Below are 26,106 nucleotides of genomic sequence, written 5' to 3' on the forward strand. Positions count from 1 at the left end.
GGGGTCGACCCGTCCACCGCGCTCCGCGCCCAGGCCACCCGGCGCAACCATGGCGCGATCGCGAGCGTCCGGCTGCGGCTGGTCGAAGGCGACGCCCCCCTCGCCACCGTAGGACAGGCGACCTCATCGTCGGGCTGCACGTGCTGTGCTTCTGGCACCCCCGGGCCGAGACCTCACTCAGGTCGCGGGGCTGCTCGCTGGCGGCGGCCGGCTCGCGCTCGGCTACGAGATCCGGCCTCACATGCCCGCCCTGGCGCAGCGCGGCTTCTCACGGAGAGCACACGCTCTACGCGTCGGACGACGAGGTCCGGCACGCGATGGGGAACGCCGGGTTCGAGACCGCTGAAGAGATGGACTTCGGTGCGGCAGCCCGACCAGGCGGACGCCTCTGCTCGCCACGCGGCGCGAGTCGGACAGCTGACGCTGCCCCGGGTCAGCTGCAGCGTGTCAGGACACGTGGTGTGCGGTGTACCCGAGCTCGGTGACGGCGGCCATCACGTCGGCGATGACGTCCGCCGGGGTCGGTCCGAGGTCGAGCTCGACGATGCTGCGGCTCTGCTTCATCGAGGTCTGGGTGCTGCGGACGCCGGGCAGGTCCGCCAGGGTGTCGTCGATGAGCAGTGCGCAGCTGGCGCAATGCATGCCTTGAATCCGGAACGTGTGGATAGCGGTGGACACGTGCTCTCCCATGATCTCAAGCGGCGGTGATGGTGCCGGTGTACATACCCATGCCGCACGTGTAGGGCAGCACGCCGGGCTGGAGGACGCCGAGGTCGATGCGGGTCTCGCCGTGCACGGGCAAGATCTCGTCCACGCCTCGGCTGGGGACGAGGAACGAGCGCACGCAGCCTTGGGCGTTGTCCGAGCGCACGATCAGCGTCGTCGGCACGCCGGCCTCGACCTGGACGTTCGCCGGCGAGTAGGAGCCAGTACGCGCATTGATGAGCACTTCCTGCCGCCCGTCCTGCGTCGACTCCACTGCCACGGTCGCCGGAGCCGTGGCCTGAGGTCCGAGCGCTTGGGCGATCCGGGACGCGGCCAGCGGGGATCCGGCCAGCTCCAGCCCTCCGTTGAGGGTGTAGAGGCCCATCGCCACGACCACGAGCCCGGTCACCAGGGACAGCCGCCCACGCCATGCGGTGGCAGCCCGACGGGCGGCGTACCCGAGCAACGCGAACAGCGGGGCGGTGCCCAGCACGAACACGGCCATGATCGCGGCACCGGACGCCGCCGACCCCGACGCCAGCGCCAGCGCCTGCACCGACAGCGTCACTCCACATGGGATCAGCACCGTCACCACGCCGAGCAGCGCCGGAGCGAGCGCAGACCCGGACCGCGACCGGTTGCGCACGATGCGCATCCAGGACGGCGGTGGCTCCAGCACGATCCCGCGGAACCCGGGGACGCCGAGCTGAGCCAGCCCGAAAACGATGATCAGGACGCCGGCGAGCAGCTGCAGCGTGGTCCGGGCACCGATCGAGAGCTGCACGACCCCGCCCAGGGCGCCGAGAAGGGTGCCGAGCGCGGCGTGCGAGACGAGCTTGCCGGCCAGAAACCCGCCAACCGGGGCGACATCGTCGCCGAGCTGTTGACGCCACGCGGTCGGGGGCGGCGCGGTCTCCCGGCGTCGCCGGCGTCCCGCAGACGCCGGTACGGCGGTGCGCTGGCGGGCGAGCAGGCCGGTGAGCAGGCCGCCCTGCACGGCGGCACACGAGACACCACCGGCGAACAAGCCGGTGACAAGAACAGCTGTGAGGTTCATGAACGATCCTTAGGGGAGCGGAGAAGGGCCTGTGCGAACGCCCGATCCACGGACGCCCAACGGCGCAGTCAGACTCGAGCGCCGGAAAGGACAGACCTGTCTTCTACGTCCGCAACACGCAGAGTTCGACCAGCGCCGGGCGCCGCGTGGGCCGCCCGAGGAGCCGTCGGCGCTCCTCCGCAGCTCGCCACAGCACGACAGCACGCACCGAGCACGGGGGGCGTAACCCGAACGCGACCGCGAGGACCGCGATCGCGAACGCGACGCAGGCCAGAAGCGTCCCGCCCGGGATCGGCGAACCGGCGGCCGACGAGGAAGGACTGGTCGTGCCCGCGCCGCACTGCACGACATCGAGCTCTGCCACCCCCGCAGGGCAGGAGTAGCCCACGCTCGGGTGCACGGGCTCCGGATCTTGCGAGGCACCGATTGAGTCGGCGGCCGATGCGTGGGTGGCATGAGCCATGGTCATCGACATGCCGTCGCTGCAGAGTGGAGCGATCAACACCACGAGTCCCGCCACGACTGCCACGAGTGTGACGAGCCGAGCGAGCAACCCCCGCCTGGCATCGGCGTCGTCGCGTCCCGCCACGCGGGAGACCCTAAACGGCCCCCATCACTGGCCGATCGACCGGGTCCACCCGACCGCGCGTGCGACAGGTCGCCGCCGAAGACAGACAGGACGTGCGGGGGGGAGCAGTAGCGACGACACCGCGAACGCAGCCAGCCGACCAGCAGGAGCCGGTCGACGGGCTGCGGGGCCGGGCAGATCACAACATCGCTGCACCCTCCCGGCCCCGCCTGTCACCCGGTTCAGCCCCGGCCGACCCGCAGCGCGGCAATCACGCCACCGACGACGAGCACGACGGCGCCGACGATCCACGGCCACAGCGGCGCACCGCCATCGTCGGCAGTGTCGCCAGATGACGCGGTGGCCGGCGCTGTGGCGGGGGACGCTGCCTGCGCCGGCGCAGCGGGTGCGGCAGTGGCCGGTCCCGGCGCCGTCAGGGTGAACCCGACGCTGCCCGTGACCGGATGCCCGTCGGCGGACACCACGCGGTAGCCGATCTCGTAGTGGCCGGCCGACCCGAGCGGCTGCACGGCGATGCTCACCATGCCGCCGTCGGCGCTCACCTCACCGGTCTCGTACCGCCCACCGTCCGGTCCGACGACGGTAAGCGTCGCGAACCCAGGCGCAACAGCCTCATTGAAGGTCAGCGAGACACGCTCCGGACCGGAGTCGAGGCTCGCACCGTCGGGCGGGTCGCTGGCGAGCAGGCGGGTGTGGGCCATGGCCGGCGCCGCACCGAGGAGCAACGCCAGCCCGGCGAGCACGGCGACGGTGACTCCGCGCAGGGCGCGTTTCATGATTCGGCTCTCCGAGTCCGACGGGAACGCAGCAGCGCGCCCACACCGACACCGAGCCCGAGCGCCCCGACGAGCAGACCGCCGCCGAGCCACCTGGCGGTGGTGTCGGTAGCACCGACATTGGCGGCCGTGGCGTTGGTGGCACTGCCGGCCGCTGCCGCGTGCGATGTGTCGTCGGCAGGTGGCGTGAGCATGACCACCGGGGCGGACCGTTCCGGCTCCGCCCCGTCGGCCGTCGGCGGCTGGTCCCACGCGACGACCTCGCCGTCGTCGTAGGTCTGCACGGCCGGCAGCACGAGCCGGTCGGTGTCGGTGGGCAGTGGGCCGAGCGAGAGCGGGAACTCGGCGAACTCGCCGGGCCCGATGCGGTAGCCAGGCTCGGCGGTCCAGATCACGGTCTGGACGGCCTCGGTGATGGTCCGTCCATGCGATTCGATCGGCGGGTCGAGCGGAACCCTCGCCATCGTGGCCGTCCAGCCGGGTCGCGGCGTGGTGCGGACCGAGGTGACCGGATGGTCGGTGGGCAGCGTCACCTCGAGCTTGACGGTACCCGCCGTCTCCGACTCGGTCGGGACGCGGAACGAGATGACGCTGTAGCTGCCCTGCTCGGCAGTGTCCGGGTTGGCGGTCACGTGGGCGAAGGCGGGTGCCGCGCCGATGACGGCGACGACAGCGGCTGTCCCGAGTACGGTGCCGGCGCGCAGCGCGCCGCGGCGGACGGATGAGGACATAGGTGTCTCCGGTGGGGTGTCAGGTGCGAGGTGTGGGGTGCTCAGCACCCCACCGGAGGGCCGCGGCGGACGTGGGCGACGGCGTGAGCGCGCGCGAGTCGCGCCTGGATGGCGGGACTGGGTATCGCCAGGACCGGCAGGGGCCGGTTAGCTGGCGGTGGGTAGAGCCGGCGCGGCAGCACACGGGACATGGCCCGGCGGAGCGCAACCAGAGCGCGGTCGGCGTGTGCGAGGGCGATTGCCGTGGCCAGCGTGGCGGCCCCGTGCATCGCGAGCATCTGTATGCCCGGCGGCAGCACCGGTTGCACGGCGGCCTGGTGCGCCGGATGCAGCAGCTCCATGATCTGGTGGAGAGCGAACTGCCCAGCACCCAGCACGGCGATGGCGCTCGGGATCCGGCGACAACGCTCCGCCAAGCTCGTGAACAGGCCGGCGAGCGGCGGGAACAGCACCACCAGCACGGCGAGGTCAGGCGCTGCGCCGCCGCCCGCACAGTGCCCGACGGCCGTGAGCAGCGCGCTCAACCCGGCCAGTGCAGCGCCGCGCAGCAGACCGCCACCGGCATCGCCATCCACGGACGACGACCGTAGACGCCGACAAGGAGCCCCACCAGCGCACCCCCGCTCGAGGCTGCCCCTACGTATCGGCGGCCACGCGAAGAGGCTTGTCGGCCAATGGTGACGATGAAGTAATGGCCCACGTCGGGAAGGTCGGAGGGCAGTCCGGCAGCGCGGCAGCGAGCCCGCGTCCGTGTCCAGTTGGCACGCTGGAGCGGCCGTATCCGGCGGACCACGGTCACGAGGACGATGTCGAGGGCGGCTGGCAGCGACGGGTCGGGCCGGCGGATTTGGCTGACGTTTCGGTGCTGATCTCCCGGCAACCTCCGTAGCCTCTACGTAGAGCCCGGGAAGGGCAGCGACATGATGGACGGCGGGATGACGGGCGGCGGGATGTGGGGGGCCATGGGGATCTGGGCGTTCCTCGCGATCCTCGTCTTGCTGGCCATCCTGGTCGTCGCCGCCCTGGCCAGCATCTGGCTTTTCCGGAAGCTGCGCGAGGACGACCGCGACACGATGGCCTTCGGCATTGATGAGACCGCCTACGAGGCCGTGCGGCGGCGCTACGCCGGCGGGGAGATCGACGACGACAACGAGTACGAGCGCAGGTTGGCTGTGCTCAACCGACGCTGAGATGCATCTCCGGGACCCGAGGTGCGGCCCCGACGTGGTCGGCAGGGAGGTTACGCGGGACAACCCACCGGCGGATGTCGAGGAACACGAATGGCCGGCCCCCGCCACCGCGCGCTACTCGCCGCGGCTGGGCGTCTACGAGGCGCCGAGGCCGCCGGTTCCGAGCGGCAGCACGAGGCCGCTGACGATCCCGAGCACCAGCGAAGCGACGGCGGCGACGTACGCACCGATCCGCGACCACAGCGCTGCCGGGGCGAGGGCAGGTGAGTCGGGGGCCGGGGCCGGGCTGAGGAAGGCCGGGGCGATCCAGCGCAGGTAGTAGAAGACGCTGGCGATCGTGTTGATGACGGCGAGCACGGCGAGCCAGGCGAAGCCGCCGTCGACGGCCGCGGTGAACACGGTGAGCTTGCCGACGAACACCGCGGTGGGTGGGGTACCGACGAGCCCGAGCAGGCAGACGACGAGCACGGCGGCGAGGCCGGGGTGGCGGCGAGCCAGCCCTCGGTAGTCGTCGAGCGCGCGGGCCCGGGGCAGCTCGGCGACGACGGCGAACGCGCCGAGGTTGGTCACGGCGTAGGCGGCGACGTAGAACAGCAGGGCGGGCAGCGCGAGCTCCGCCCGGCCCGCGACGGCGACCGCCATGAGCGCGTAGCCGACCTGGCTGATCGTGGAGTAGGCGAGCAGCCGCTGCACCGAGGTCTGGAAGAACGCGGCGAGGTTGCCCAGGGTCATCGAGGCGGCGGCGAGGACGGCGATGAGCAGCGGCCAGTCCACGGCCTCGGGTGGGATCGCTTCGAGCAGCAGGCGGTAGGCGGCGATCAGGCCGCCGATCTTGGGGATGGTGGTGACGATCGCAGCGACCGGCGGCGGGGTGCCGTCGGTGACGTCAGGCACCCAGAAGTGGGCCGGCACGGCGCCGATCTTGAACAGCAGCCCGGCGAAGACCGCGACCAGACCGACCCCGGCCGCCGCTGTGGGGCCGGCCGCCAGGCCGTCGCGCAACAGGGGGTAGGCGGTTGAGCCGCCAGCGCCGTAGAGGACCGCGACACCGACGAGCGTGGTGACACCGAGGAACGCGCCCGTGAGGTAGTACTTCATCGCGGCCTCGACCGCACGTGCGTCCTTGGCCCAGCCGACCAGGGCGTAGAACGGGACGCTGGCCAGCAGGAACGCGGCGAACAGCAGCAGCAGGTCGTTCGCGCCGGCGAGGATGATCGTGCCCAGCGCCCCGAGCTGCAGCAGGACGTAGTACTCGGTCTCGCGCCGGTGCCCGGCGACGGTGTCGACGGACAGGCCGAGGGCGAGCAGCGTCGCGGCCAGCACGACCAGCCGGGCGGCGTGGGTGGCGGTGTCCACGACATAGCTGCCGCCGAACACCAGCTCCGCAGGGCGGGTCATCGAGGCGGCGGCGGCAGCCAGCCCGGCGACGGTCACCCCCGCCGCGAGCAGCCGGACCAGCCACTGCCGGTGCCGAGGCAGCCAGGAGCCGAGCAGCACGCCGAGCACCGCGCCGGCCAGCAGCAGGAGCTCCGGGATCAGGGCGCCCGGGTTCTCGTTCATGCCCGTCATCGGGCCACCAGCTCCAGCAGCGTTCGGGAGGCCGGCTCGATGACGTCGAGCAGGAACCGCGGAAGTACCCCGATGACCGTGGCCAGCGCCAGCAGGGGCATGATCGCGGCCATCTCGCTAGCCCGCAGATCGGCGAACGGGCGCGTGGCCCCCGGCGCGTCGGGCACCCGCAGCTCGCTGAGGAACAGCCGCTGCAGCGCCAGCAGGAACAGCGCCGCGGTGATGACGATGCCGGTCACCGCGATCACGGTGGCCACCGGTGCGGCGTCGAGGGCGCCGGTGAAGATCTGGAACTCGGCGATGAACCCGGCGAAACCGGGCAGGCCGAGCGAGGCGAACGCCGCCACCGCGAACACGCCGGCGAACACCGGGGCCCGGGCGGCGAGCCCTGAATAGGCGCCCATCTCGTACGTGTGGCCGCGGTCGTAGAGCACGCCGGTGAGCAGGAACAGCGCACCGGTGATGAGCCCGTGGCTGACCATCTGCGTCACCGCGCCGGTGGTGGCGAGCTGGCGGGCCTGCTCGTCGGTGCCGGTGAGGATGCCGGCCGCGCCGATCCCGAGGATCACGTAGCCCATGTGGTTGACGGAGGTGTAGGCGATCATCCGCTTGACGTCGGTCTGCGCGAGCGCGACGAGCGCCCCGTACACCACGGAGACCACGCCGACGACGACGATCACACCGGCGTACTGCCGCCAGGTCTCCGGCAGCATCGGCATCGCGATCCGGACGAAGCCGTAGGTTCCCATTTTCAGCAGCACCCCGGCCAGGACCGCCGACGCGGGAGCCGGGGCGTCGGTGTGCGCCGGCGGGAGCCAGGTGTGGAACGGCACCGTCGGGGTCTTGACCGCGAGCCCGATCCCGACAGCGAGCAGCACCAGCGCCGCGTACATGCCGCCACCGGCCAGCGGGTTGGTCTCGATCAGGGTGACGATGTCGAACGTGTTCGGCTCGGCCGCGAGGTAGAGGCCGATGAACCCGAGCAGCAGCGCCAGGGAGCCGAGGAAGGTGTAGAGGAAGAACTTCAGCGCCGACGCACGCGCCTGCTCCCCGTGGCCCCACCCCGCAATGAGGAAATACATGAACACGATCGACAGGTCGAAGAACAGGAAGAACAGGATCAGGTCCAGCGCGGCGAACAGACCGAGGCTCACGGTCTGCAGCCCGAGGAACAGCGTCACGTAGGCCTTGACGCGGCGGTGCTCGCGCAGCGAGAACACCGCGCACGCGGCGAACAGCACCGCGGTCAACGCGACCAGCGGCAGCGACAGCCCGTCCACGCCGACGTGGTAGGAGATCCCGGCGGTGGGGATCCACGCCGCCTGCTGCTCGTACTGGAACCCGACGCCCGGCTCGAGACCGAGCCATAGCGCGACGACGAGTGCGAGGTCAACGACGCTGACGGCGATCCAGGCACCGGTGAACAACCGCCTCGGCGCGGTGCCCGGCACCAGTAGCAGGGCGGCGGCGACCGCCGCGGGCAGGAACACGATCAGCGAGAGCACGGGTCACCTCAGGACGATCACGAACAGGGCCAGGGCGGCCAGGACCGCGGCGGCCTGGGCGTAGTAGTGGTGGAGCTGGCCGGTCTGCGGGCGGCGCGCCAGCCGGCCCAGAGCCCGCGCCCCCGCGGCGATCCCGCGAACGGCGCCGTCGACGGACAGCTCACCCCGCCGGTCGAGCCCGGAGGCTGTGACTCGGGTGGTGCGAGCAACGGCGATGACCCAGCCGTCGATCACGACATCATCGAAGCGGGCCAGCGCCCGGGCGAGCCCGAGCGTCGGCCGGACCACGACCGCGTGCGCGGCCCGCTCGAGCCCGAGCCAACCCGCCAGGACATGTGCCTCAGGAGCGCGGTGTCCGAGCCGCCACGTCAGTGCGACGGTCCCGGTCGCGAGCACAGCCGAGAGGGTCAGCTCCCACCACTTCGGCGCCGGCTCCACCGTGAGCGGAACGGCGAGCAGCCCGAGCACAGCTGCCGTCCCGGCCAGGCCGACCAGCGGCGCGCGCATCGATGCGCTCACCCGTTCGGGCGGGTCGACCGCGCCGCCCGGCGCCGGCTGCCAGACGAACCACACGGCCTTCGTCGCATAGACGGCGGACACCACGGAGGCGGCGAGCCCGGCGCTGTAGAGGGCCGGGCTGCGCTCGAGCGCGGCGGCGAGCACCGCGTCCTTCGTCACCCACAGCGACAGCGGCGGCAGCCCGGCCAGCGTCGCCGCGCCGACCGTGAACGTCACCCCGACCAACGGGTACCGCCGCGCCGCCCCGCGCAGCTCGCCGAGCCGCTTGGTGCCCAGCACCACGAGCCAGGCACCTGCGCCGAGGAACAACAGGCTCTTGGTCGCCGCGTGCGCAACGAGCTGCAGCCCCCCGGCGGTCACCCCACCCGCGCCCGCGGCGAGCACCATGAACCCGATTTGCGCGCAGGTCGAGGCGGCGAGCAGCTGCTTGAGGTCCGCCTGCGCCACGGCGACCAGCCCGAGCAGCAGCGCAGTCGCCGCACCGATCGACGCCACCGTCGGCGCGGCCCAGCCCGTCGCGTCGAGCAGGAGCACCAACCGCAGCAGCAGGTACGCCCCGGCCGCGACCATCGTCGCGGAATGCAGCAGCGCCGAGACCGGGCTCGGCCCCTCCATCGCCCGCGACAACCAGAAGCTGAACGGCAGCTGCGCCGACTTCCCCAGCGCGGCGACCACGACCCCGGCGGCGACGACATGCAGCCACGGCGCGGCGGCGCCCGCCAGCCCGTCCAGGGCGAGCGTCCCCACACCGCCGGCAAGCGCCGCCCCGGCCGCGACGTAGAGCCCGAGGTCGGCGAGGCGAGTGGTGAGGAACGCCGTGTGCGCGGCTCGGACCTTCTGCTGCTCACGCCAGTCGTAGCCGACGAGCGCCCAGCTCATCGCGCCCATGACCTCCCAGGCCATGAGCAGGACCGCGAGCGTCGTCGCGGTCACGGTGACGAGCATCGCGCCGGCGAACAGCAGCACGAACCCCACGAAGCGGGCAGTGCACAGCTCCGGCTCGCCGGCGGCGAACACCAGAACGGCCAGCGTCACGCCCGCGACGGTGAGGACCATCAGCGCGGACAGCCCGTCGACGCCGAGTCCGGCGCGGATGCCGGCGAACAGCGGCGCGTCGACGGCCGGGCGGACGAGCGCCGCCGCCGTCGCGAGCGCCACGACCACCGTCGCGACGAGGCCGCCGAGTACTTGGGCCGCGCGGTCGGCGCGGCGCCCGGCCAGGGCGAGCAGCCCGCCGGCGACCAGCGGCAGCGTGACCAGCGACCAGAGCAGCACCGGTCAGCCCTTGAGGTCCGCGGCAGAGTCGGTCACGTCGACCTGCCGCGCCCGGTACAGCGCGGTGACCACGGCGAAGCCCATCGCCATCTCGATCGCCATCGTGGTGATCACCACCACGACGAGCACCTGCCCGTCCGTACCCGCCGGCGCGACGTAGAACCAGAACGCGGCGGCGGCGAGGATGACCCCGTTGAGCATCAGCTCCAAGCCCATCATCAGCATCACGATCGACTGCTGGGACAGCGCCCCGTACAGGCCGATGGCCAGCAGCCCGGCCGCGGCCAGCAGGAACAGCTCCAGACTCACCGCCCGGCACCTCCCCGCACCGGATCGTCGGCCCGCGGCCGGCGCAGATCATCACCGAGCCGGTCGTAGCGTCCGCGGTCGGTGGACAGCACCACGGTGGCGACGATCGTGGCGAACAACCCGACGCCCAGGGTCATCATCGTCAGCATCTGCCCGCCCATCAGCGCCTCTCCGAGGGCGAAGGTCGGGTCGGGCGGGGGCTCGCCCTCGCGCGTCGGCCAGTCGACGAGCAGGATCCCGGCGGCCAGCACCGCGAAGGTGCCCACCGAGATCGTCATGGACCCGGCCTTGTTGTGATACATCGCCATGGGCATCAGCCCGGCCGGGTTCATCATGTACATGATCATGAAGACGGCCATGATCACCATTTCGATGACCATCATCAGCGCGATCACCACGCCGAGGTAACCCAGGCCCAGCAGCAGTACCAGCCCGGCCACCGCGAGGAACGAGGCCAGCAACGCGAAGGTCACCTGCGCCATCGAGTTCAGCCGGAACACCAGGAACCCGAACACGACCGCGGCGATAGCCAGCACCCAGAACAGCACGATCGACAGCACCTACGCCCCTCCTCTCTGCAGCACGATCAGGGCGACAACCAGCGCCTGCGCGATGGTCAGCGGGATCAGCACCACCCAGGCGAACTCCATGTAGCGATCCATCCGCAGCGTCGGCAGCCGCCGGCGCAGCCAGATCAGCACCGCCAGCACGCCGCCGGTCTTGACCGCCACCCAGGCCCAGGCGGGCAGCACCGGGCCGGCCCCGCCGCCGAGGAACAGCGGCACCGCCATCGCCGCCGCCACCACGAACAGCAACCACCGACCGCCGGCGAACATCAGACGGTCCACACCGGACAGCTCCGCCGCCGCTCCTCCCGCCACGTCGCGCGCCACCGGCGCGTCGAACGGCCCCCAGAACGCCATCGCGGCCGCCGAGAGCAGGTACACGACGAACGCGGCCGGCATCAGCACGACGAACCACAGATCGCGCTGGGCGTCGACGATCGCTGTGATCCGCAGGCTCTCCGCGCCCAGAGCGGCGGTGATGATCGCGAACATGTGCGGCAGCTCGTAGGCCAAGCCCTGCGCGACGAACCGGTAACCGCCGATTAGGCTCAGCGCGCTGTTGGCGCCCCAGCCGACCATCCACACCGCGGCCCACGCCAGCACCTCCATGGAGTTGAACCACACGACTCCCACGGAGAGGTCGGCCACCGGGCGCTCCCCCAGCGGCACGACGGCCGCAGCCAGCAGCGCGGCCACCGGGAGGATCCCGCCGCCGATGCGCCACAGCACACGGTCGGCGGCGACGGTCCGCCGACGCTGACCGACCAGCAGCCGCGCCGACTCTCGGACCGGCGCCGCGACGGCTACCCGCAGACCGGCCGGGCCGCCGCGCGCCCGCGACGTGAGCGCGGTATCAAACGCCAGCGCCCCCCACGTCGCCAGACCGAGCAGGACCGGCAGCAGCAGCACCGACCACACCGGAAGCGACTCGGTCTCACCCACGCAGCACCCCTTCCCGGGTCTCGACCGGTTCGGTGTCCGGGTCGAGCACCGCAACGATCAGCCGGGCCGCCGCGAACTCGGCGCCGACCAGGAGGTCCGGCAGGGCGTCGGCCGCGACGTGGGTCGGCGGTGCCGTAGCGCGGTCGGTCATCGCCGCCTCCACCGCGGCCAGCCGCGCCTCCAGTTGGGCGCTGACATCGGCCGTGCCGGTGCCGATCCCGCCGACGAGCCAGCGCAGGGTGCGGGAGCGGCGTAGCCGACGGACAGTGGCCGTCGCGACTCCGGCGACCTGTTCGGTGGGGGCACCGGCCAGCAGCGCGTCCCTGACGCGTCGCGCCCGCGCAGACTCATCGGCCCATCCCGCGACGGCCAGGAAGCGGCCGATCCCGTCGAGCTCCCGAACCACCGCGTTGTCGGCATTCCAGAACGCCGCCCCGTGGTCGCGGTCGAGGACCTCAGCTCTGGCCTCCTGGATCACGTCACCTTGCACGAGAAGGTGCACGACGAGGCCGGACGGCCAGTCCGGCAGCACCGGGCCCAGCGACACGTGCAGCCGATCGAGCATCAGCCCGTCGCGGTCCTCTCCCAGGTCCGCCATCGGCAGGCCTCCCGGCAGCTCCATGCCGCCGTGCTCATCGTGCTCAACCTGGCCGGCCTCACCGCTGTCGCCGCCGTCCTGACCCCCGCGCTCCCCGTGGCCGTCATGCGGGTGCCCGCCGCGAGGTCCGTCCGCGTGCCTCCCTGCCCGGTCCTCGCCGTCGTCACCGCCACCGCTCGCGCGCCCGGCGCCGGTCCGGTCGGCAGCTTGACGCCCGGGGTCGGCCAGGGCAGCCGCCGCGACGTCGAGCGCGCCGGTGACATCGGAAAAGCCGGTCACGTCCGCCCGGGCCCGCGGCGCCGAAACCTGCGCCCAAATCCGGTCGATCACCGATGCGAGCCCTCGACCAGGAGCGCCCGCGATGGCGACCAGATCGGCATCCGCGGGACCCATCGCCTCGGGCCAACCCCGACGGGCCAGTTCGGCTTCCACGGCAAGCCGAGCGGCCGTTCCGCCCACGGTCGGGATCACCAGCGCGTGCGGGCGGCGGGCTCCGACACGGAGCAACCGCGACGTCAGGTCCACCGCAGCGCCCCCTCACGCCAGGCGTACACCACGCCGGCGAACAAGATGCCGAGGAACAGAAACATCTCGACCACAGCCGGCGCGCCGACCCGCGAGACGACGAGCGTCCACGGGTACATGAACAGCATCTCCATGTCGAAGGCCAGGAACACCAGGGTCACGGGGTACCAGCGGACGTGGAACCTGGAGAAGGCGTGCTCGACGGGCGGCAGCCCGCCCGAGTACGGCGCGACCTCGATCATCGTGGGTCGGACGGCGAGTACCGCCGACAGGCCGTAGCCGGCCGCCACGATCCCGACCGCGCCAGCAAGCAGAACCAACACAGGGGTGAACTCACCCATCCCACCGACCTCCCCACCCGACCTCATCGCGTGCCGTCGACTTCCGGTGCAACTACGTAGGTTCGTACCCACAGGAGTGGCGCGGTAACGCTCATCTCGATGTTCACGCGCTCGCCGGTCGAGGACGACGTCGTGCTGGCCGGCCCTGCGCAGGCCGACCGGTGGTCGCGCTCGATGCGCGCCACCAACGTCGGCTCCGAGACAGCCCTGGCTAGTGCCTCGTCCGAGAAGGTTGGCGTTGTAACCCGGTCCTGGTGATCGGCTGGGAGGCTGTCGTCGGAGGTGGGCGATGGCACGACAGCCTGAGGTTTTCGTCCGGAAGCTGGATCCGGCCGAGGCACAGCGACTTGTGAAGATCACCCGCACGGCGCGGGACCGGGTCCGGCTACGTCGGGCGGGGATCGTGCTGGCCTCTGTCCAGGGCCGCAGCGCGACCGAGGCTGCCGCGATGTTCGCCGCGACCGCGCAGTACGCGCGGGAGGTGATCCACGCGTTCAACGACAAGGGGTTCGCGGCGCTGGACCCAAAATGGAGCGGGGGCCGTCCTCCTAAGTTCGGCCCCCACGCTCGCGAGCTGATCTGTCGGGTCGCCCGGACCCCGCCACAGCAGGTCGGGCTGCCATTCACCACGTGGAGCCTGTCCAAGCTGGTCGAGCACCTGCGCGAGCGGCACCGGATCGAGATCAGCACCGACACCGTGCGCCGGATCCTGCGCACCGCGAGAGTGCGCTGGCAGGCCACGAAGACCTGGAAATCCAGCAAGGACCCGCAGTTCGCCGAGAAGATGGCCCGGATACTCGAGCTCTACGACCGCTCCGCCGCCGGGCAGCTGACCGAGGGTGCGCGGGTGGTCTGCGTGGACGAGTTCGGGCCGCTGAACCTGCAACCCCGCCCGGGCAGGGCTGGTTCCCCAGCGGCCGTCCGGCACGGCTGCGGGCGACCTACAACCGCTACGGCGGTGTCCGGCACATGCTCGCCGGGCTCGATCTCGCCTCCGGTCAGCTGTTCTACCGGCTGCGGGATCGCAAGCGCTGGCAGGAGTTCCTCGCGTTCCTGCGCCAGCTCCGGGCCCCGGTTCCCTACCGGCCGTCTGCACGTCGTCTGCGACAACTTCTCCCCGCACCGCAAGGCCGAAGTCGCCGACTGGTGCGCGTCCAACGACGTCGAGTTGGTGTTCACCCCGACACATGCGTCCTGGCTGAACTGGATCGAGGCAGGGCCCGGTGGTCTGTGACGGCCGTTGTCCAACTGGTGGCGGCGAGGGTGGCGAGTGCGTCGATCCAGCGTCGTTGCAGGCAGTCCAGGAGCTGGGCATCGAGTTCGGGGGCGACGTGGCTGTAGACGTGTTGGATCTTGTCCGGGATCCGGTGGCCGAGGCGGACTGATTGGGCGACCTCGGGGATGTGGTCGGCGATCATCCACGTCTTGTGGCTGTGTCGGAACCCGTGGAACGTCAGCCGAGGCACCGCGGGTGGGACGGCGACGGCGGGACGGGGTCGGTGGATGGTGCCGTCGGCGGCGGGGCGCATCGCGCGGCGGGAGAAGTTGGACCGGCGCAGGAACGCGCCGTCCGCGGCGACGAACACGTAGGGGTGGCGGTGCCCGGCGAGATGGTGGTGCAGCAGCTCGGTCAGGAACGGGGGCAGGGTGATTTCGCGGGCGGACTCGGCGGTCTTGGGCGGACCGAGGTAATGCCGGCCGTCGACTTCATGCAGGGCCCCGACGTCGGGGGCGATGACGATTCGCCCAACGCTGTCGGGGTGCAGGTGGGTGTTGTCGCGGTGCAGACCGGTGAGTTCGCCCCAGCGGGCACCGGTCCAGGCGGCGGTGAGCATGAGGATGCCGGTGGCGGGCCCGGCCAGGCGGGCGCTGTTGAGCGCGACCTGCAGTGCCTGTTCGGGGCGGGCCCACACCGCCTTGGTGACGGTCTCGTGGCGGCGCCGGCCACGACGGTGTGGGCGGATCGGGTTGGCGGGGATGAGGCGCTCGTCGGCGGCGTCGGCGAGCATCATGTTCAGCAGCTTGAGGATGGTGGTGACGGTGGCGCTCGCGTAGCCGTCGGCGCGCAGCTTCTTGACCCAGGCGGTCACGGCGATTCCGCTGATCTTGTTGAGGCGGGTGGTGCCCCACCGGGGCAGGATGTGGTTGCGGGTGAGGCTGCGATATTGGGCCAGCGTGGTGGGGGCGACGTCGAGGGCGTCGAACCAGGCCTCGATCCACTCGGCGAGGGGGAGGTTGCCGGCGTCGGGGTCGGTGAACGCGCCACGTTGACGGTCGGTATCGATCGCTCGGGCTTTTGCCTCGGCGGCCTTCTTGGTCGGGAAGCCGGGGATGGAGCCGTGGGTGCCGTCGTCGCGCCAGAAGCGCACCCGCCAGCTGCTGGTTCCGGTCTTCTCGACGAAAGACATCCCTCGGTCCTTCCCCTGATGTGGCCGCGGCTGCATGCGGTGGCTGACGTTCATGGACGCTCGATACTGCCCAGAGCGCCAGTCCCTGATCGATGTCCTCGGCGCGACGCCCGCGGCGCACCGGCCCGGGCGGCCGGTCAGCCGAGACGTCGTTCCCGCCGGACCGTCCGGGGCGGCCGGCTGGTGTGGGCGGGCTGGGCTGCGGCAGCGGCGATGGCGGTGATGTCGGCCGGGGAGAACCGCAGGTGCTTGCCCAGGAAGGTGCACGGAACGGCGCGCGCGGTGGCCTTGCGCCGCAGCCAGGACTCGCGCACGGTCAGCAGCTCGGCCGCCGCGGCGGGGGTGTAGAGCGGCAGGAGCGTGGGGCCGGGCGGGTTAGTCCCGCCCGGCGGGGGCGGGCTGTCCGGTGTGGAGGGCCGGGGCGCTCGTGGGCGATCGGCCGAGTCGGTGCCTGAGACGTCGGCGCCGAGTCCGGTGCGCGGGACGGCCGGGCGACGGGGAGGGTGCGGCATGACGATCTCCATTCAATACTGGTGCGCCGGCGAGCTGCGGTGTCGGATGAGTCGCTGGCCTTGCGCTACACCGTGCCGTCGTGTGCGGCATCCGCCGTTCCGCAGCGATCCGCGCGCGACCAACGCCCGCCAGCAGCTCGTCGACGAATCACGCCGCTCTGCCCCCGGATCGCTGGCCAACCCGAGCGCTCGACCTCGAAGATGGCGGCGACGACCACTCGGGTTCCGGCCGAGGATGCGTCAGGTCTTCTGAACTGCCGGGGAACTGTGCCGTCCGGAACACCACGACGTCCTCGTGGGCGATCAGGTGCAGGGGCAGGCCGGCCGCCCGCTGCTTGCGGATGAAGTCGCGCTGGAAGAACGAACCGCGGGCGACGAGACCGTCGTCGGCGACACGGCCGAGCAGCGCGACGCAGCGTTCGACGGGCACCAGTCCGGCGCGGGCGCCGCAGGCGAGGATCTGGGAGGGCAGGTCGATCAGTTCGGCGTGCTCGCGCCACGGCCGGACTGTGATGGCGATGTGGGCACCCGGACGCAGGACCTCGGCGAGGGCGGCGAGGATCCGCTGGAACCCGGCCAGGAGGCGGTGGTGACCGATGTTCGCGAGGTTCCCGCGGTCGAGCAGGTTGCCGTAGAGGTGGTGGTACTTCTGGACGCCGCCGCCGGGGATGACCGACACCTGCCCGTGGGTGGAGGGCCCGTAGGGCGGGGAGGTCACCACGAGCGCGGCCTGCCCGACGAGGTCCGGTGGGAGCAGCGTGGTCAGCTGGCGGGCGTCGCCGTGGAACACCTGGGAGCCGTCGAGGACGGCCGAGTCGACCCCGTGGCTGACTGCGTGGTCGCGGGCGAGGTCGAGGTTGGCGCGGGCGGCGTCGACCCAGTGCGGCTCGTACTCGACGCCGACGGCGCGGCGTCCGAGATGGATGGCCTCGATGAGGGTGGTGCCGATCCCGCACATCGGGTCCAGGACGAGGTCCCCGGGGCGGGTGTAGTGGGCGATGGCGTGGGCGGCGACGGCGGGCAGCATCTTCGCCGGATGCGCGGTCGAGGCCGGGGTGTAGCGGTCCCGTCGCTGGCTGGCGGGAGGCTGCTGCGCGGTGGTCCACACCGACAGCGGCAGGTCCTCGATGTCGGGGACGGACTCGACCGGGAGCGGTTCGGGGTGGGCGGTGTCGGGCATCGCGGTACCTTCCGGGTCGGCGGGCGTGGGGTGGCGGTCGGACGTGGAAGTCACGGCCGTGGTGAGTGGGCCGTGGCGGGGTGGGCGCCGGCGTCGTGGGGCTGGGCGAAGATCAGGACGTCGCTGTGTACGCGCCTGTGCGCCGCGGGCGTCCGGCCGTCCGCGGCGCCGTCGGCCCGGTGGGCGGGGCGCGGGCGGAGGTGGGCGGGTGGGAGGTGCACGGCGACGACGTGCTGGAGGTAGAGCAGGTCGGCGTTCTGCCCGGCGGTCACCATCGGGCCGGTCGGGTCGACGAGGACCCCGTCGCTGCGATCACAGTGGGTGAGTACGGCGAGGACGCCGCCGAGCCGAAGTGCTCGGGCCGCGAGCCGGGCGACGGTGTCGGTGTGCTCGGTCGCGTCGTGCCGTGCGGGCATGACGGTGATCAGCAGATCGACCCGGCGGGCGACGTCGGGCCCGAAGTGATCGGCGTCGTTCCAATCGGCGTCTGCGGGGTGGTCTCCGATGCGCGGGCGGCGGCCGAGTTCGGTAACCGCGGCGACGGTGGTTTCCGGGACCGTTTCTCCGTGCCCACCTCGGGTGGCGGCGGGCCAGGGCAGGAGCAGGACGGTGGCGCCGGGTTCGGTGAACGAGATGACGGCGCGGGCCAGCACGGACAGCGGCCAGACCGGGCCTGACGGCTCGATCTCCGGCGGCCCGCCTGGCCTCGACAGGCGCACAGGTCCGTTCACGCTGGCGGCGTCCGGGGCGGTCTCGTGCCGGGTCGGCGTGAACCAGATGGTGGACGGGGTCGGCTGGTTGCCGCGCCGGGTTTCGCGGCGCCCGGAGTTCGCCGGGCTGCGCCGCGTGCGGGTCGGCGCGGTCGGGTAGGGCCGGAAGTCGACGACCGCTCGGACTCGGCGCGCCTGGCTCAGGATGGCAGGGGCGGGGGCAGCGGGGTTCTGTTCGTCGCGGGCCGCGGGATCGTCGGACTGCACAGGGGCGCTCCTGGGGTCAGGGCCGGGCCGCGCTCCAGGCGCAGCCGAGGACACCCCTGAACTCCGTCGTCGAGGCCCGCCGGGGACATCCCGACATTCGCCTGCCGGTACTCGGAACGCTCGCGTCACCCGTCCACTCGCCGTCTGCGTCGCGGCACCCGACCGATGAGCACCCCGACGTGCGCAGGACGGCTGACGGGGTTCAGGAATATGGCGGTGGCGCACTCGTCCCGCCGTGCGGTCGAACGACCGGTACCAACCGGGTACCGGCCACATACCGATGAGGTACCGATCGGGTACCGCATCAGATTCTGCCTGGTCAAGGACGTGATCGAGATTCAGGCGTCGCCGGACCAGGCCGCGCTTCGAGCCGCCGAACCCGTACGAACAAGAGCCTCCGAGTGGTTGGCGGTAAGCGTTTCGTACCTCTCCGGTAAGTGAACGGGAGCGGTTCGGTACCACCGGCTGTGGCGTCCTTTCCTCGCTGATTCATCGAGCGAGGCGAGGAGCCGACGGATGCAGGACAGGAACAGGATCCCGAGGGCCGCTTTCGGCCCGACCGACATGCCGCTCGACGCCGCGCGCTCGGCGTTCGGGTGGCTGGTCACCGGGCCCGAGCCGCTGTCGGTGGACGGGCGTGAATTCGCCGGGCTGCCCGACCGGACGGTGCCGCTCGACGAGGTGCGGCAGCGGCTGTTGCGCCGCCGCTGCCCGCAGCCGGTGCGCGACGCGGTGTGGGCGCACCTGGTCCGACGGTCTCGGGCGGAGGCCGGGGCGTCGACGGTCGGGTGCGTCGGGGTCGCGTTACCCGCGCTCACCGGTATCGCCGCGAAGCTCACCGCCCGCTTCGCCGGCGACCCGCGCGACATCCATGCCGCGGTCCTGGCCGGGTTCCTGGCCGAGCTACCGGTGATCGACCTCGCCAGGCCACGGATCATGCTGCGGCTGCGGTGGGCGGCCTACCGCGCCGGGCACACCTGCCTGCGGGAGTCCCTCGACGCGCCGACGCCGTCCGCGCGGGCGTTCCATTCCGCCGCGCCGCCCGCACCGGCCGGGCACCCGGATCTGGTGATGGCCCGCGCGGTCACCGCGGGGGCCATCACGCCGGTCGAGGCCGAGCTGATCGGCAGCACCCGACTGGAGGAGGTGTCGCTGGCCGAGGCCGCGGCCCGGCGCGGCACCGGCTACGAGGCGGCGAAGAAGGCTCGCCAGCGCGCCGAGCACCGGCTCGTCGCCTTCGTCCGCGAGCACCAGTCCGAGCCCGACGACGACCAGCTCGACCTCGACGCAATGACCGCCGACGACTCCCGTCGGACACACAGGGTGACCGTCGAGGTGGCGTCCGGAACGCACCGGCGCCGCGTGCGCCGCCGGATGTCCCCGGACGCACCACACGGCGGAGTTCAGGTGCGCGGACGGGACCACCCCGTCCACAGCCGGGTGCCCCACAGCCCGAAATCCGGCGACGGCTCCCGCAGCCAACGTCCGCGACCACCGGCCGCCGAGTCTGCGGGCCGCACGAGCTCCCGGCCGGTCGAGACATCGGGCCGCACCCCGCGACAGAGCACGGAGGGACCGCGATGCGCGTGAACCGACACACCGGCCCTCCTCGCGACCGGGGGCACCGCGTGCGCCGCGCGCTGTTGGTCGGCGCCCTCGTCGCCGGGAGCCTGCTCACGACGGCCGCCGCCGCGAACGCGGCCAGTCTGGAAGTGGCCGACGCCGGGGTTGTGGTGCTGTCTCAGGCCGAGTCGGTCGAGCAGGTGCTGGAGAACGTCCGCGGCTGGGTCGTCGGGATCCTGGCGTTGCTGGCCACGGTGTTCCTGACCATCGGCGGGGTCCGCTACATCCTGGGCGGCGGCGATCCCGGGGAGATCGAGAAGGCCAAGGTCGCCTTCCGCAGCGCCTGCGTCGGTTACGCCCTGGCGGTCCTCGCACCGCTGGTCGTCACCGTGCTGCAGGGCATCGTCGGGGCCTGACCGGTGCCCGCGACCCCACAGCCGACCCCGGGCGCCCCGACGCGGAGACTCCGCGCGGCTCACGCCACGAGGACGGACCACGCGCCCGGACGCCTCGCCCGGTGGATACCGGTGCTACTCGTCGCCGGGCTCCTGTTCCCGGGACTCGCGCCGGGCGCCACCGAGATCGCTCAGCCGGTCCTCGTGGCTGCCACGGTTCCCGCGCAGCCGCCGGACACCACCCCCACTCCAGAACCGGCACCCGTCCCCGTTCCGGACGGCTGCGAGGACGGCCTGCCGATCCCGGTGTGTGCCCCGGCCACGCCCGACGCCCCTGGCGACGGGTTCCCGCTGACCCTGCCGGACGCGCCGCCCCCCGGTGACTCAGAGCCGTGCGAGGGCTTCGGGTGTCTTCCCGACGTACCCGCACCCGGCGTCGATCCGGGTGCGGTGGGCGGTTCCGCTCCGGGCGTCGAGCCTGCGCGGGAGCCGTGCGGGTTCACAGACCTGGGCGGGTGCGTCAGCAACGCGATCAACGACTTCTTCCGCGGTCTGGTGACCGCGGCGCTCAACCCGCTGCTGGACCTGCTGTCGAACACGCTGCTCACCACCCCCGAGCTGGACACGCTGCCCGGCCTCGCCGAGTTGTGGAGCAACTCCTGGCAGATCCTGCTCGCCTGCTACAGCCTGCTCGTCCTGGTCGCCGCGATCGTGATCATGTCGTTCGAGAGCCTGCAGACCCGCTACACCGCCAAGGAGATCGCCCCGCGCATCGTGGTCGGCTTCCTCGCCGGAGCGCTGAGCCTGTGGGCGGCCACCCGCGCGGTCGAGGTCGCAAACGGCCTGTCCCGAGCGGTCATGTTCGACGGCCTCGACCCGGCCGACGCGGGTCAGGCGCTGCGCGAGATCACCCTCGAATCGCTCGACGAGGGCATCTTCATCCTCTTCGTCGGGGTGTTCCTCGTCGGGATGCTGCTCGCGCTGCTCGTCGGCTTTGTCATCCGTGTTGCGCTGACCGTCATCCTCGTCGCCGGTGCGCCGATCGCGCTGATGTTCCACGCCCTGCCCCAGACCGAGCACATCGCCTACTGGTGGTGGAGGGCGCTGGGCGGATGCCTGGCAATCCAGGTCGTGCAGAGCCTCACCCTGATCACCGCGATGCGGGTGTTCCTGACCCCTGGCGGGTTCACCCTGTTCGGCCCGACCGGCGGCGGGCTGGTCAACCTGCTCGTCGCCTGCGCCCTGATGTACGTGCTGTACAAGATCCCATTCTGGGTGCTCGGCTCGATCCGCGGCGGTGGCGGGCAACGATCACTGATCGGGTCGCTGGTGCGCGGGTTCATCGCCTACAAAACCTTCGGCCTGCTGTCGGGCCGCGGCAGCAAGGGCGGCGGACGCGCGGCGGCCAGCCGAGGCGGGCGGGGACGCGGCGGCCGGACAGGCGGGGGCGGTACCGGTGACGCTTCCGGCGACGCCTACGGAGGAGTGCGCGCCGACTCCGACGGCCAGTACATGCTCCCGCTGACCGGGCTGCGCCGAGTCCGCCCCGCCCGCCGATCGGGCGGCGACACCCCGCCCGCGCAGGACGCGAGCCCGCGCGGGCGGGGTCGGCAGCTCGCGCTGCCGCTCGGCGAGGACTGGCCCGAGAACCGGCCCGTGCTCGGCCACGACGGCCAGTACCGGCTGCCCATCGACGCACCCCGGCGAGCCCGCACCAAGTCCACCCCACCGGGAACGCCGAAGCAGAGCTCGGCGACGCCAGCACCCGCGCCACGGCGGCGACGATCGGGCGTTCAGCTCGAACTGCCACTCGACCCCTACCAGGGCAACCGGGCTCGACGCGACGGCCAGTACCCACTTCCCCTCGACGGCGTGCACCGGGTCCGCCGCACCCCGACACCGACACCACCGGCGCCACCGCGCCCGACGACGACAGGCCCGCGACCGCGACAGCTCGAGCTGCCCTTCGACCCCTACCGGGACAACCGTCCCGACCAATCCGGCCAGTACCCCCTCCCGCTCGACGACCTACGCCGTGTCCCCCGCCGTCCGGCAACGGCAGTGGCCCCGACCCCGGTGGTACGACCAGCACCGGCTCCGGCGCCACCGGCCGCCCCGCGATCAGGCGGTCAGCAACTACGCCTTCCGATCGGCCTCCCCACACCGACCCGGCCACCAGCAACCCCGCCGCCACCCGCACCGGCGCCGCGCCCACCCGCGCGCCGTCGCGCCGCGGGGACCGGCGCCACACCCGCCGCCCGGCCGGCAGCCGCCGCACCGGCTCGCGACGAGCCCGGCTCGCCGCCCGCCTCCGCCACCCCGCCCGCGCGCCGCACACCCCGCGCGCCCCGCAGGCCGCGCCGGTCCCGACCCGCAGACCCCACCGGAGGAACGACATGACCTCGCCCGTCCGGATCCCCGCCGACGTCGACATGGCCGACCGTGTCATCGGCTCGTTCACCGCCCGTCAGGTCACGATCCTCGGCCTGACCGGTCTCGGCCTCTACCTGGCCTGGGACGCGGCCCGGTTCGCCGTGCCGACCGCGGTGTTCCTCGCCCTCGCGGTGCCGATTGCGGTAGCCGCGGTGATCCTGGCGCTCGGGCGCCGTGACGGCGTGTCGATGGATCGCCTGTTCGTCGCCGCGATCCGCCACCGCCTCGCCCCCCGAACCCGCACCGCCCACCCCGCCGGCGACGGACCCGGCGGCAGTCATGGCGGAAGGGCGCCGGCCTGGCTCGATGCCCGCGGTCGTCCCGCCGAGGAGCCCGCCGCCCGCGGACGGCGCGGGGTTCTCCGGCTACCCGCGCGCTCGGTCGACGCCGGGAACAGCGGGACCGACGTCGGGGTGGTCGACCTCGGCACCGACGGGCTGGCCACGGTCGCGGTCGCGTCCACGGTCAACTTCGCGCTGCGCACCCCCGCTGAGCAGCAGGCCCTCGTCGCCACCTTCGGTCGCTACCTGCACAGCCTGTCCGCGCCGGTGCAGGTCCTCGTCCGGGCGCAACCGCTCGACCTGACCGGGCAGGTCGCCGACCTGCGCGCCCGAGCCGGCGAGCTGCCGCACCCGGCGCTGCGTGCCGCGGCGCTGGAGCACGCCGACTACCTCACCCGGCTCGGTGGGCACGCCGTGCTCCTGCGCCGCCAGGTGCTGCTGGTGCTCCGCGAACCGCTCGGCCCCGCCGAACCGGTGGACGGGCTCGGCGGGCCCTCGCCGCTGGCCGCGGCACGCGCCGGCCTGGCGTCGCTGACGGGCACCCGCCGCCCCGCGCGCCCGCACCGGCCAGGGAGTGGTGGCGCGCGCCGGGCCGCCGAGGCCCGCCTCGTCCGGCGGCTGGGCGAGGCGATGGAGCTGCTCGCCCCGGCCGGTATCACCGTCACCCCGCTCGACGCCGCCCGCACCACCGCCGTGCTCGCCGCCACGTGCAACCCGGACCCGCTCCTCCCGCCGACCCCGCGACGTGCCGGAGCCGACGAGGTCGTCCACGCCGCGCACGGTCCGACCTACTGGGAGGGCGACGACCCGGACGACGACTACGACGCGCCAGGACACGACGCGGACCAGGACTACGACGCCTGGGACGACGAGCCGCCCGCGCCTGGCGACGGCGATGGCTGGGAGTACGAGGACCGGGGCGACGACGAGGACGACCTCGGGTGGGACGGGCGAGCCGTCGGTCCACCAGAGGCCCGGGACGGACGAGCGTGGCGGACGGCGCCCGAACCCGGGGCACTCGACTGGGACCGGAGCCGTCGACGTCACACGCCTCGCGCTCGCGGAGGTCGGCGATGAGTCGCGGCCGGGATCGGCGCAGACCGCGCACGGCGGGCACGGCGGCGTCCGCGTTCGTTCCCGACACCCTCACCGTCGGCTCCCGGCACCTGGAGATCGGCGACAGCGAACACGTCGCCTCGTTGGCGGTCGTCGGGTTCCCCCGCGAAGTGCACCCGGGGTGGCTCGACCCGCTGCTCACCCACCCCGGCCGGATCGACGTCGCCGTGCACATCGAACCCGTCGACCCGGCCACCGCCGCGAGCCGGCTGCGCTCCCAACTCGCGAAGCTCGAGAGCGGACGGCGCTCCACCGCCGAACACGGCCGGCTGCACGACCCGCACGTCGAAGCAGCCACCGAGGACGCCTACGACCTGTCGAGCCGTGTCGCCCGCGGCGAGGGCCGCCTGTTCCGGGTCGGGCTCTACCTCACCGTCCACGCCAGCAGCACCGCAGAGCTGGCCGACGAGGTCGCCGCGGTCCGCGCACTCTGCGCGAGCCTGCTGCTCGACGCCCGCCACACCACCTACCGCGCACTGCAGGGCTGGGTCACCACCCTCCCGATGGGGCTCGACCCGGTGGCGATGCGCCGCACCTTCGACACCTCCGCCCTGTCCGCAGCGTTCCCGTTCACCAGCCCTGACCTGCCTGCGCCCGACCCCGCGAGCGCCGCCGTCCCGGACGGGGTGCTCTACGGCTACAACCTCGGCTCCCAGGGCCTCGTGCACGTCGACCGCTTCGCCGGGCACATGCACAACCACAACGCCGTCGTGTTGGGCCGTTCTGGCGCGGGCAAGTCCTACCTGGTCAAGCTGGAACTGCTGCGGTCGCTGCACCGCGGCGTCGAGACCGTCGTCATCGACCCGGAGGACGAGTACACCCGCCTGTGTGACGCCGTCGGCGGCACCCGGATCGATCTCGGCGCGCCGGCGATCCGGCTCAACCCCTTCGACCTGCCGATCCACACCGGCCCCGACGGTGCCCGCCTCGCCCCGCGCGACGCGCTCGCCCGGCGCAGCCTGTTCCTGCACACGACGGTCGCGGTCCTGCTCGGCGAGCGGCCCGACCCGGGTGCGAGAGCGGCGCTCGATCGCGCGATCACCGCCAGCTACACCGCCGCCGGCATCACCGCTGACGACCCCGGCACGTGGACCCGGCCCGCTCCGCTGCTGCGCGACCTACGCGACACCCTCGCCGACCCCGACGGACCAGCCGCCGCGAGGGAGCTCGCCGACCGGCTGCACCCCTTCGTCGACGGCAGCTTCAACCGGCTCTTCGACGGCCCGACCACCACCCGCCCCGAGGGCCACCTCGTCGTGTTCAGCCTGCGCGAGCTGCCCGACGAGCTCAAGGCCACCGGCACCCTGCTCACCCTCGACGCGATCTGGCGCCACGTCACCAACCCCGCCCTGCGCCGGCCCCGGCTGGTCGTCGTCGACGAGGCGTGGCTCCTGATGCAGGACCGCGCCGGGGCCGAGTTTCTGTTCCGGATGGCCAAGGCGTCGCGCAAGCACTGGGCCGGGCTGACCGTCGCCACCCAGGACACCGCCGACGTCCTGGGCACCGACCTCGGCCGCGCCGTCGTCGCCAACGCCGCTACCCAGGTGCTGCTCCGCCAGTCCACCCAGGCCATCGACGAGGTCACCCGCGTGTTCGACCTCTCCGCCGGAGAACGCCAGTTCCTGCTCTCCGCAGACCGCGGACAGGGCCTGCTGTCCACCGGCACCACCCGAGTCGCGTTCCAGGGAGTCGCCTCCGAACTGGAGGACACGCTCTCCACGTCCAGTCCGGCCCAGCTCGCCGAGCAGGACATCGACTCCGGCGACGAGGAAGGCAACGCGCCGGGCCGCGACGGAGACGGCTGGATCGACCTCGACAAGTCCCACTCTCCGGATCGGCGACGCCGCAGACGCGACTCCGCCTATGTCGTCCTCGACCCGTCCTGACCCCGGCCGAGCCGATCCAGCTGGACCAACCAACCCCCATCACTCCACTCGGCCCGGAGGCCATGCCGTGCCCACGCCCGTTCTTGCCATCACCTCGCGAACGACACCCATCGGCGGCCCGCTCGGCGACCTCCTGCGTGATCCGAGTGACGCGCTCG

Annotated in this window: 24 protein-coding genes; 7 read left to right on the plus strand and 17 right to left on the minus strand. The window is 72.6% G+C overall.

The genetic code is table 11. The features are described 5' to 3' along the window. Positions 1 to 447 precede the first annotated feature (447 nt). The 5 genes from CFP66_RS40330 to CFP66_RS40355 all read right to left on the minus strand — a co-directional run bounded on the left by CFP66_RS40330 (position 448) and on the right by CFP66_RS40355 (position 4,433). Positions 448 to 678, minus strand: coding sequence for a heavy metal-associated domain-containing protein (locus tag CFP66_RS40330; RefSeq protein WP_233160107.1), 231 nt, complete (start codon positions 676 to 678; stop codon positions 448 to 450). Positions 679 to 694: 16 nt separating this feature from the next. Next, a complete protein-coding gene (locus CFP66_RS40335) occupies positions 695 to 1,762 on the minus strand; it encodes a sulfite exporter TauE/SafE family protein (protein WP_094930647.1) in 1,068 nt (355 codons plus the stop codon). Between the two features lie 810 nt (positions 1,763 to 2,572). Then, positions 2,573 to 3,127: a copper resistance CopC family protein gene (locus tag CFP66_RS40345; protein WP_094930649.1), complete on the minus strand. Its 555-nt coding sequence runs from the start codon at positions 3,125 to 3,127 to the stop codon at positions 2,573 to 2,575. Then, positions 3,124 to 3,858, minus strand: a complete 735-nt coding sequence (locus CFP66_RS40350) for a YcnI family protein (RefSeq protein ID WP_094930650.1) — start codon at positions 3,856 to 3,858, stop codon at positions 3,124 to 3,126. Before CFP66_RS40350 ends, CFP66_RS40345 begins: the two co-directional genes overlap by 4 nt. Before the next feature lie 41 nt (positions 3,859 to 3,899). After that, positions 3,900 to 4,433 (minus strand): hypothetical protein, encoded by a 534-nt coding sequence (locus CFP66_RS40355; RefSeq protein WP_094930651.1) that lies wholly within the window; start codon positions 4,431 to 4,433, stop codon positions 3,900 to 3,902. A 345-nt stretch (positions 4,434 to 4,778) separates the two neighbouring features. Here CFP66_RS40355 and CFP66_RS40360 point away from each other — a divergent pair, with 345 nt between their 5' ends. Then, positions 4,779 to 5,048, plus strand: coding sequence for a hypothetical protein (locus CFP66_RS40360; protein WP_094930652.1), 270 nt, complete (start codon positions 4,779 to 4,781; stop codon positions 5,046 to 5,048). A gap of 135 nt (positions 5,049 to 5,183) precedes the next feature. On the opposite strand, the gene CFP66_RS40365 is transcribed toward CFP66_RS40360, so the two are convergent. From CFP66_RS40365 to CFP66_RS40400, 8 genes are all read right to left on the minus strand, one after another. Beyond that, entirely contained in the window at positions 5,184 to 6,617 is a 1,434-nt protein-coding gene (locus CFP66_RS40365) for an NADH-quinone oxidoreductase subunit N (protein ID WP_233160108.1), read from the minus strand. Continuing rightward, positions 6,614 to 8,122, minus strand: coding sequence for a NuoM family protein (locus CFP66_RS40370; protein ID WP_094930654.1), 1,509 nt, complete (start codon positions 8,120 to 8,122; stop codon positions 6,614 to 6,616). Before CFP66_RS40370 ends, CFP66_RS40365 begins: the two co-directional genes overlap by 4 nt. Before the next feature lie 3 nt (positions 8,123 to 8,125). Next, positions 8,126 to 9,916 (minus strand): NADH-quinone oxidoreductase subunit L, encoded by a 1,791-nt coding sequence (locus tag CFP66_RS40375; RefSeq protein WP_233160109.1) that lies wholly within the window; start codon positions 9,914 to 9,916, stop codon positions 8,126 to 8,128. A gap of 3 nt (positions 9,917 to 9,919) precedes the next feature. After that, positions 9,920 to 10,225 (minus strand): NADH-quinone oxidoreductase subunit K, encoded by a 306-nt coding sequence (locus CFP66_RS40380; protein WP_094930655.1) that lies wholly within the window; start codon positions 10,223 to 10,225, stop codon positions 9,920 to 9,922. Continuing rightward, positions 10,222 to 10,785 carry an NADH-quinone oxidoreductase subunit J gene (locus tag CFP66_RS40385; RefSeq protein ID WP_094930656.1) on the minus strand — a complete coding sequence of 188 codons (564 nt, stop codon included), beginning with the start codon at positions 10,783 to 10,785 and terminating at the stop codon, positions 10,222 to 10,224. The genes CFP66_RS40380 and CFP66_RS40385 overlap by 4 nt, the downstream gene beginning before the upstream one ends. Continuing rightward, positions 10,786 to 11,733, minus strand: a complete 948-nt coding sequence (locus CFP66_RS40390; RefSeq protein WP_233160110.1) for an NADH-quinone oxidoreductase subunit H — start codon at positions 11,731 to 11,733, stop codon at positions 10,786 to 10,788. Beyond that, a complete protein-coding gene (locus tag CFP66_RS40395) occupies positions 11,726 to 12,661 on the minus strand; it encodes a hypothetical protein (protein WP_233160111.1) in 936 nt (311 codons plus the stop codon). The genes CFP66_RS40390 and CFP66_RS40395 overlap by 8 nt, the downstream gene beginning before the upstream one ends. Positions 12,662 to 12,846: 185 nt before the next feature. After that, entirely contained in the window at positions 12,847 to 13,197 is a 351-nt protein-coding gene (locus CFP66_RS40400; RefSeq protein ID WP_094930700.1) for an NADH-quinone oxidoreductase subunit A, read from the minus strand. Between the two features lie 289 nt (positions 13,198 to 13,486). Between CFP66_RS40400 and CFP66_RS40405 the strand changes: the two genes are divergently transcribed. Further along, entirely contained in the window at positions 13,487 to 14,431 is a 945-nt protein-coding gene (locus tag CFP66_RS40405; protein ID WP_233160113.1) for an IS630 family transposase, read from the plus strand. On the opposite strand, the gene CFP66_RS40410 is transcribed toward CFP66_RS40405, so the two are convergent. The 4 genes from CFP66_RS40410 to CFP66_RS49595 all read right to left on the minus strand — a co-directional run bounded on the left by CFP66_RS40410 (position 14,373) and on the right by CFP66_RS49595 (position 18,274). Continuing rightward, positions 14,373 to 15,605 (minus strand): tyrosine-type recombinase/integrase, encoded by a 1,233-nt coding sequence (locus tag CFP66_RS40410; RefSeq protein WP_094930658.1) that lies wholly within the window; start codon positions 15,603 to 15,605, stop codon positions 14,373 to 14,375. The two genes, CFP66_RS40405 and CFP66_RS40410, sit on opposite strands and share 59 nt — an antisense overlap. Positions 15,606 to 15,742: 137 nt before the next feature. Further along, positions 15,743 to 16,117 carry a DNA-binding protein gene (locus CFP66_RS49590; RefSeq protein ID WP_233160114.1) on the minus strand — a complete coding sequence of 125 codons (375 nt, stop codon included), beginning with the start codon at positions 16,115 to 16,117 and terminating at the stop codon, positions 15,743 to 15,745. A 148-nt stretch (positions 16,118 to 16,265) separates the two neighbouring features. Next, a complete protein-coding gene (locus tag CFP66_RS40420) occupies positions 16,266 to 17,297 on the minus strand; it encodes a TRM11 family methyltransferase (protein ID WP_094930659.1) in 1,032 nt (343 codons plus the stop codon). 50 nt (positions 17,298 to 17,347) lie between these two features. Then, complete coding sequence (locus tag CFP66_RS49595; protein ID WP_233160116.1) at positions 17,348 to 18,274, minus strand: hypothetical protein; 927 nt, start codon at positions 18,272 to 18,274, stop codon at positions 17,348 to 17,350. 516 nt (positions 18,275 to 18,790) lie between these two features. Between CFP66_RS49595 and CFP66_RS48785 the strand changes: the two genes are divergently transcribed. The 5 genes from CFP66_RS48785 to CFP66_RS40450 all read left to right on the plus strand — a co-directional run bounded on the left by CFP66_RS48785 (position 18,791) and on the right by CFP66_RS40450 (position 25,948). Then, positions 18,791 to 19,864, plus strand: a complete 1,074-nt coding sequence (locus tag CFP66_RS48785; RefSeq protein ID WP_198962006.1) for a hypothetical protein — start codon at positions 18,791 to 18,793, stop codon at positions 19,862 to 19,864. Then, positions 19,855 to 20,253 (plus strand): pilin, encoded by a 399-nt coding sequence (locus tag CFP66_RS40435; protein ID WP_094930660.1) that lies wholly within the window; start codon positions 19,855 to 19,857, stop codon positions 20,251 to 20,253. The genes CFP66_RS48785 and CFP66_RS40435 overlap by 10 nt, the downstream gene beginning before the upstream one ends. A 111-nt stretch (positions 20,254 to 20,364) precedes the next feature. After that, entirely contained in the window at positions 20,365 to 22,632 is a 2,268-nt protein-coding gene (locus CFP66_RS40440; protein ID WP_094930661.1) for an ABC transporter permease, read from the plus strand. Further along, positions 22,629 to 24,023 carry a PrgI family mobile element protein gene (locus CFP66_RS40445; protein WP_094930662.1) on the plus strand — a complete coding sequence of 465 codons (1,395 nt, stop codon included), beginning with the start codon at positions 22,629 to 22,631 and terminating at the stop codon, positions 24,021 to 24,023. Before CFP66_RS40440 ends, CFP66_RS40445 begins: the two co-directional genes overlap by 4 nt. Next, positions 24,020 to 25,948, plus strand: coding sequence for a VirB4 family type IV secretion system protein (locus CFP66_RS40450; protein WP_094930663.1), 1,929 nt, complete (start codon positions 24,020 to 24,022; stop codon positions 25,946 to 25,948). Before CFP66_RS40445 ends, CFP66_RS40450 begins: the two co-directional genes overlap by 4 nt. Positions 25,949 to 26,106 lie beyond the last annotated feature (158 nt).

Source organism: Pseudonocardia sp. MH-G8, from assembly GCF_002262885.1.
Classification (GTDB): Bacteria; Actinomycetota; Actinomycetes; order Mycobacteriales; family Pseudonocardiaceae; genus Pseudonocardia.

Coding starts and splice junctions, on each gene's coding strand:
- CFP66_RS40335 (WP_094930647.1), bottom strand. CDS start 1,762: ATGAACCTCACAGCTGTTCTTGTCACCGGCTTGTTCGCCGGTGGTGTC.
- CFP66_RS40345 (WP_094930649.1), bottom strand. CDS start 3,127: ATGAAACGCGCCCTGCGCGGAGTCACCGTCGCCGTGCTCGCCGGGCTG.
- CFP66_RS40350 (WP_094930650.1), bottom strand. CDS start 3,858: ATGTCCTCATCCGTCCGCCGCGGCGCGCTGCGCGCCGGCACCGTACTC.
- CFP66_RS40360 (WP_094930652.1), top strand. CDS start 4,779: ATGATGGACGGCGGGATGACGGGCGGCGGGATGTGGGGGGCCATGGGG.
- CFP66_RS40365 (WP_233160108.1), bottom strand. CDS start 6,617: ATGACGGGCATGAACGAGAACCCGGGCGCCCTGATCCCGGAGCTCCTG.
- CFP66_RS40400 (WP_094930700.1), bottom strand. CDS start 13,197: ATGGGTGAGTTCACCCCTGTGTTGGTTCTGCTTGCTGGCGCGGTCGGG.
- CFP66_RS40405 (WP_233160113.1), top strand. CDS start 13,487: ATGGCACGACAGCCTGAGGTTTTCGTCCGGAAGCTGGATCCGGCCGAG.
- CFP66_RS40410 (WP_094930658.1), bottom strand. CDS start 15,605: ATGTCTTTCGTCGAGAAGACCGGAACCAGCAGCTGGCGGGTGCGCTTC.
- CFP66_RS49590 (WP_233160114.1), bottom strand. CDS start 16,117: ATGCCGCACCCTCCCCGTCGCCCGGCCGTCCCGCGCACCGGACTCGGC.
- CFP66_RS40420 (WP_094930659.1), bottom strand. CDS start 17,297: ATGCCCGACACCGCCCACCCCGAACCGCTCCCGGTCGAGTCCGTCCCC.
- CFP66_RS48785 (WP_198962006.1), top strand. CDS start 18,791: ATGCAGGACAGGAACAGGATCCCGAGGGCCGCTTTCGGCCCGACCGAC.
- CFP66_RS40435 (WP_094930660.1), top strand. CDS start 19,855: ATGCGCGTGAACCGACACACCGGCCCTCCTCGCGACCGGGGGCACCGC.
- CFP66_RS40445 (WP_094930662.1), top strand. CDS start 22,629: ATGACCTCGCCCGTCCGGATCCCCGCCGACGTCGACATGGCCGACCGT.
- CFP66_RS40450 (WP_094930663.1), top strand. CDS start 24,020: ATGAGTCGCGGCCGGGATCGGCGCAGACCGCGCACGGCGGGCACGGCG.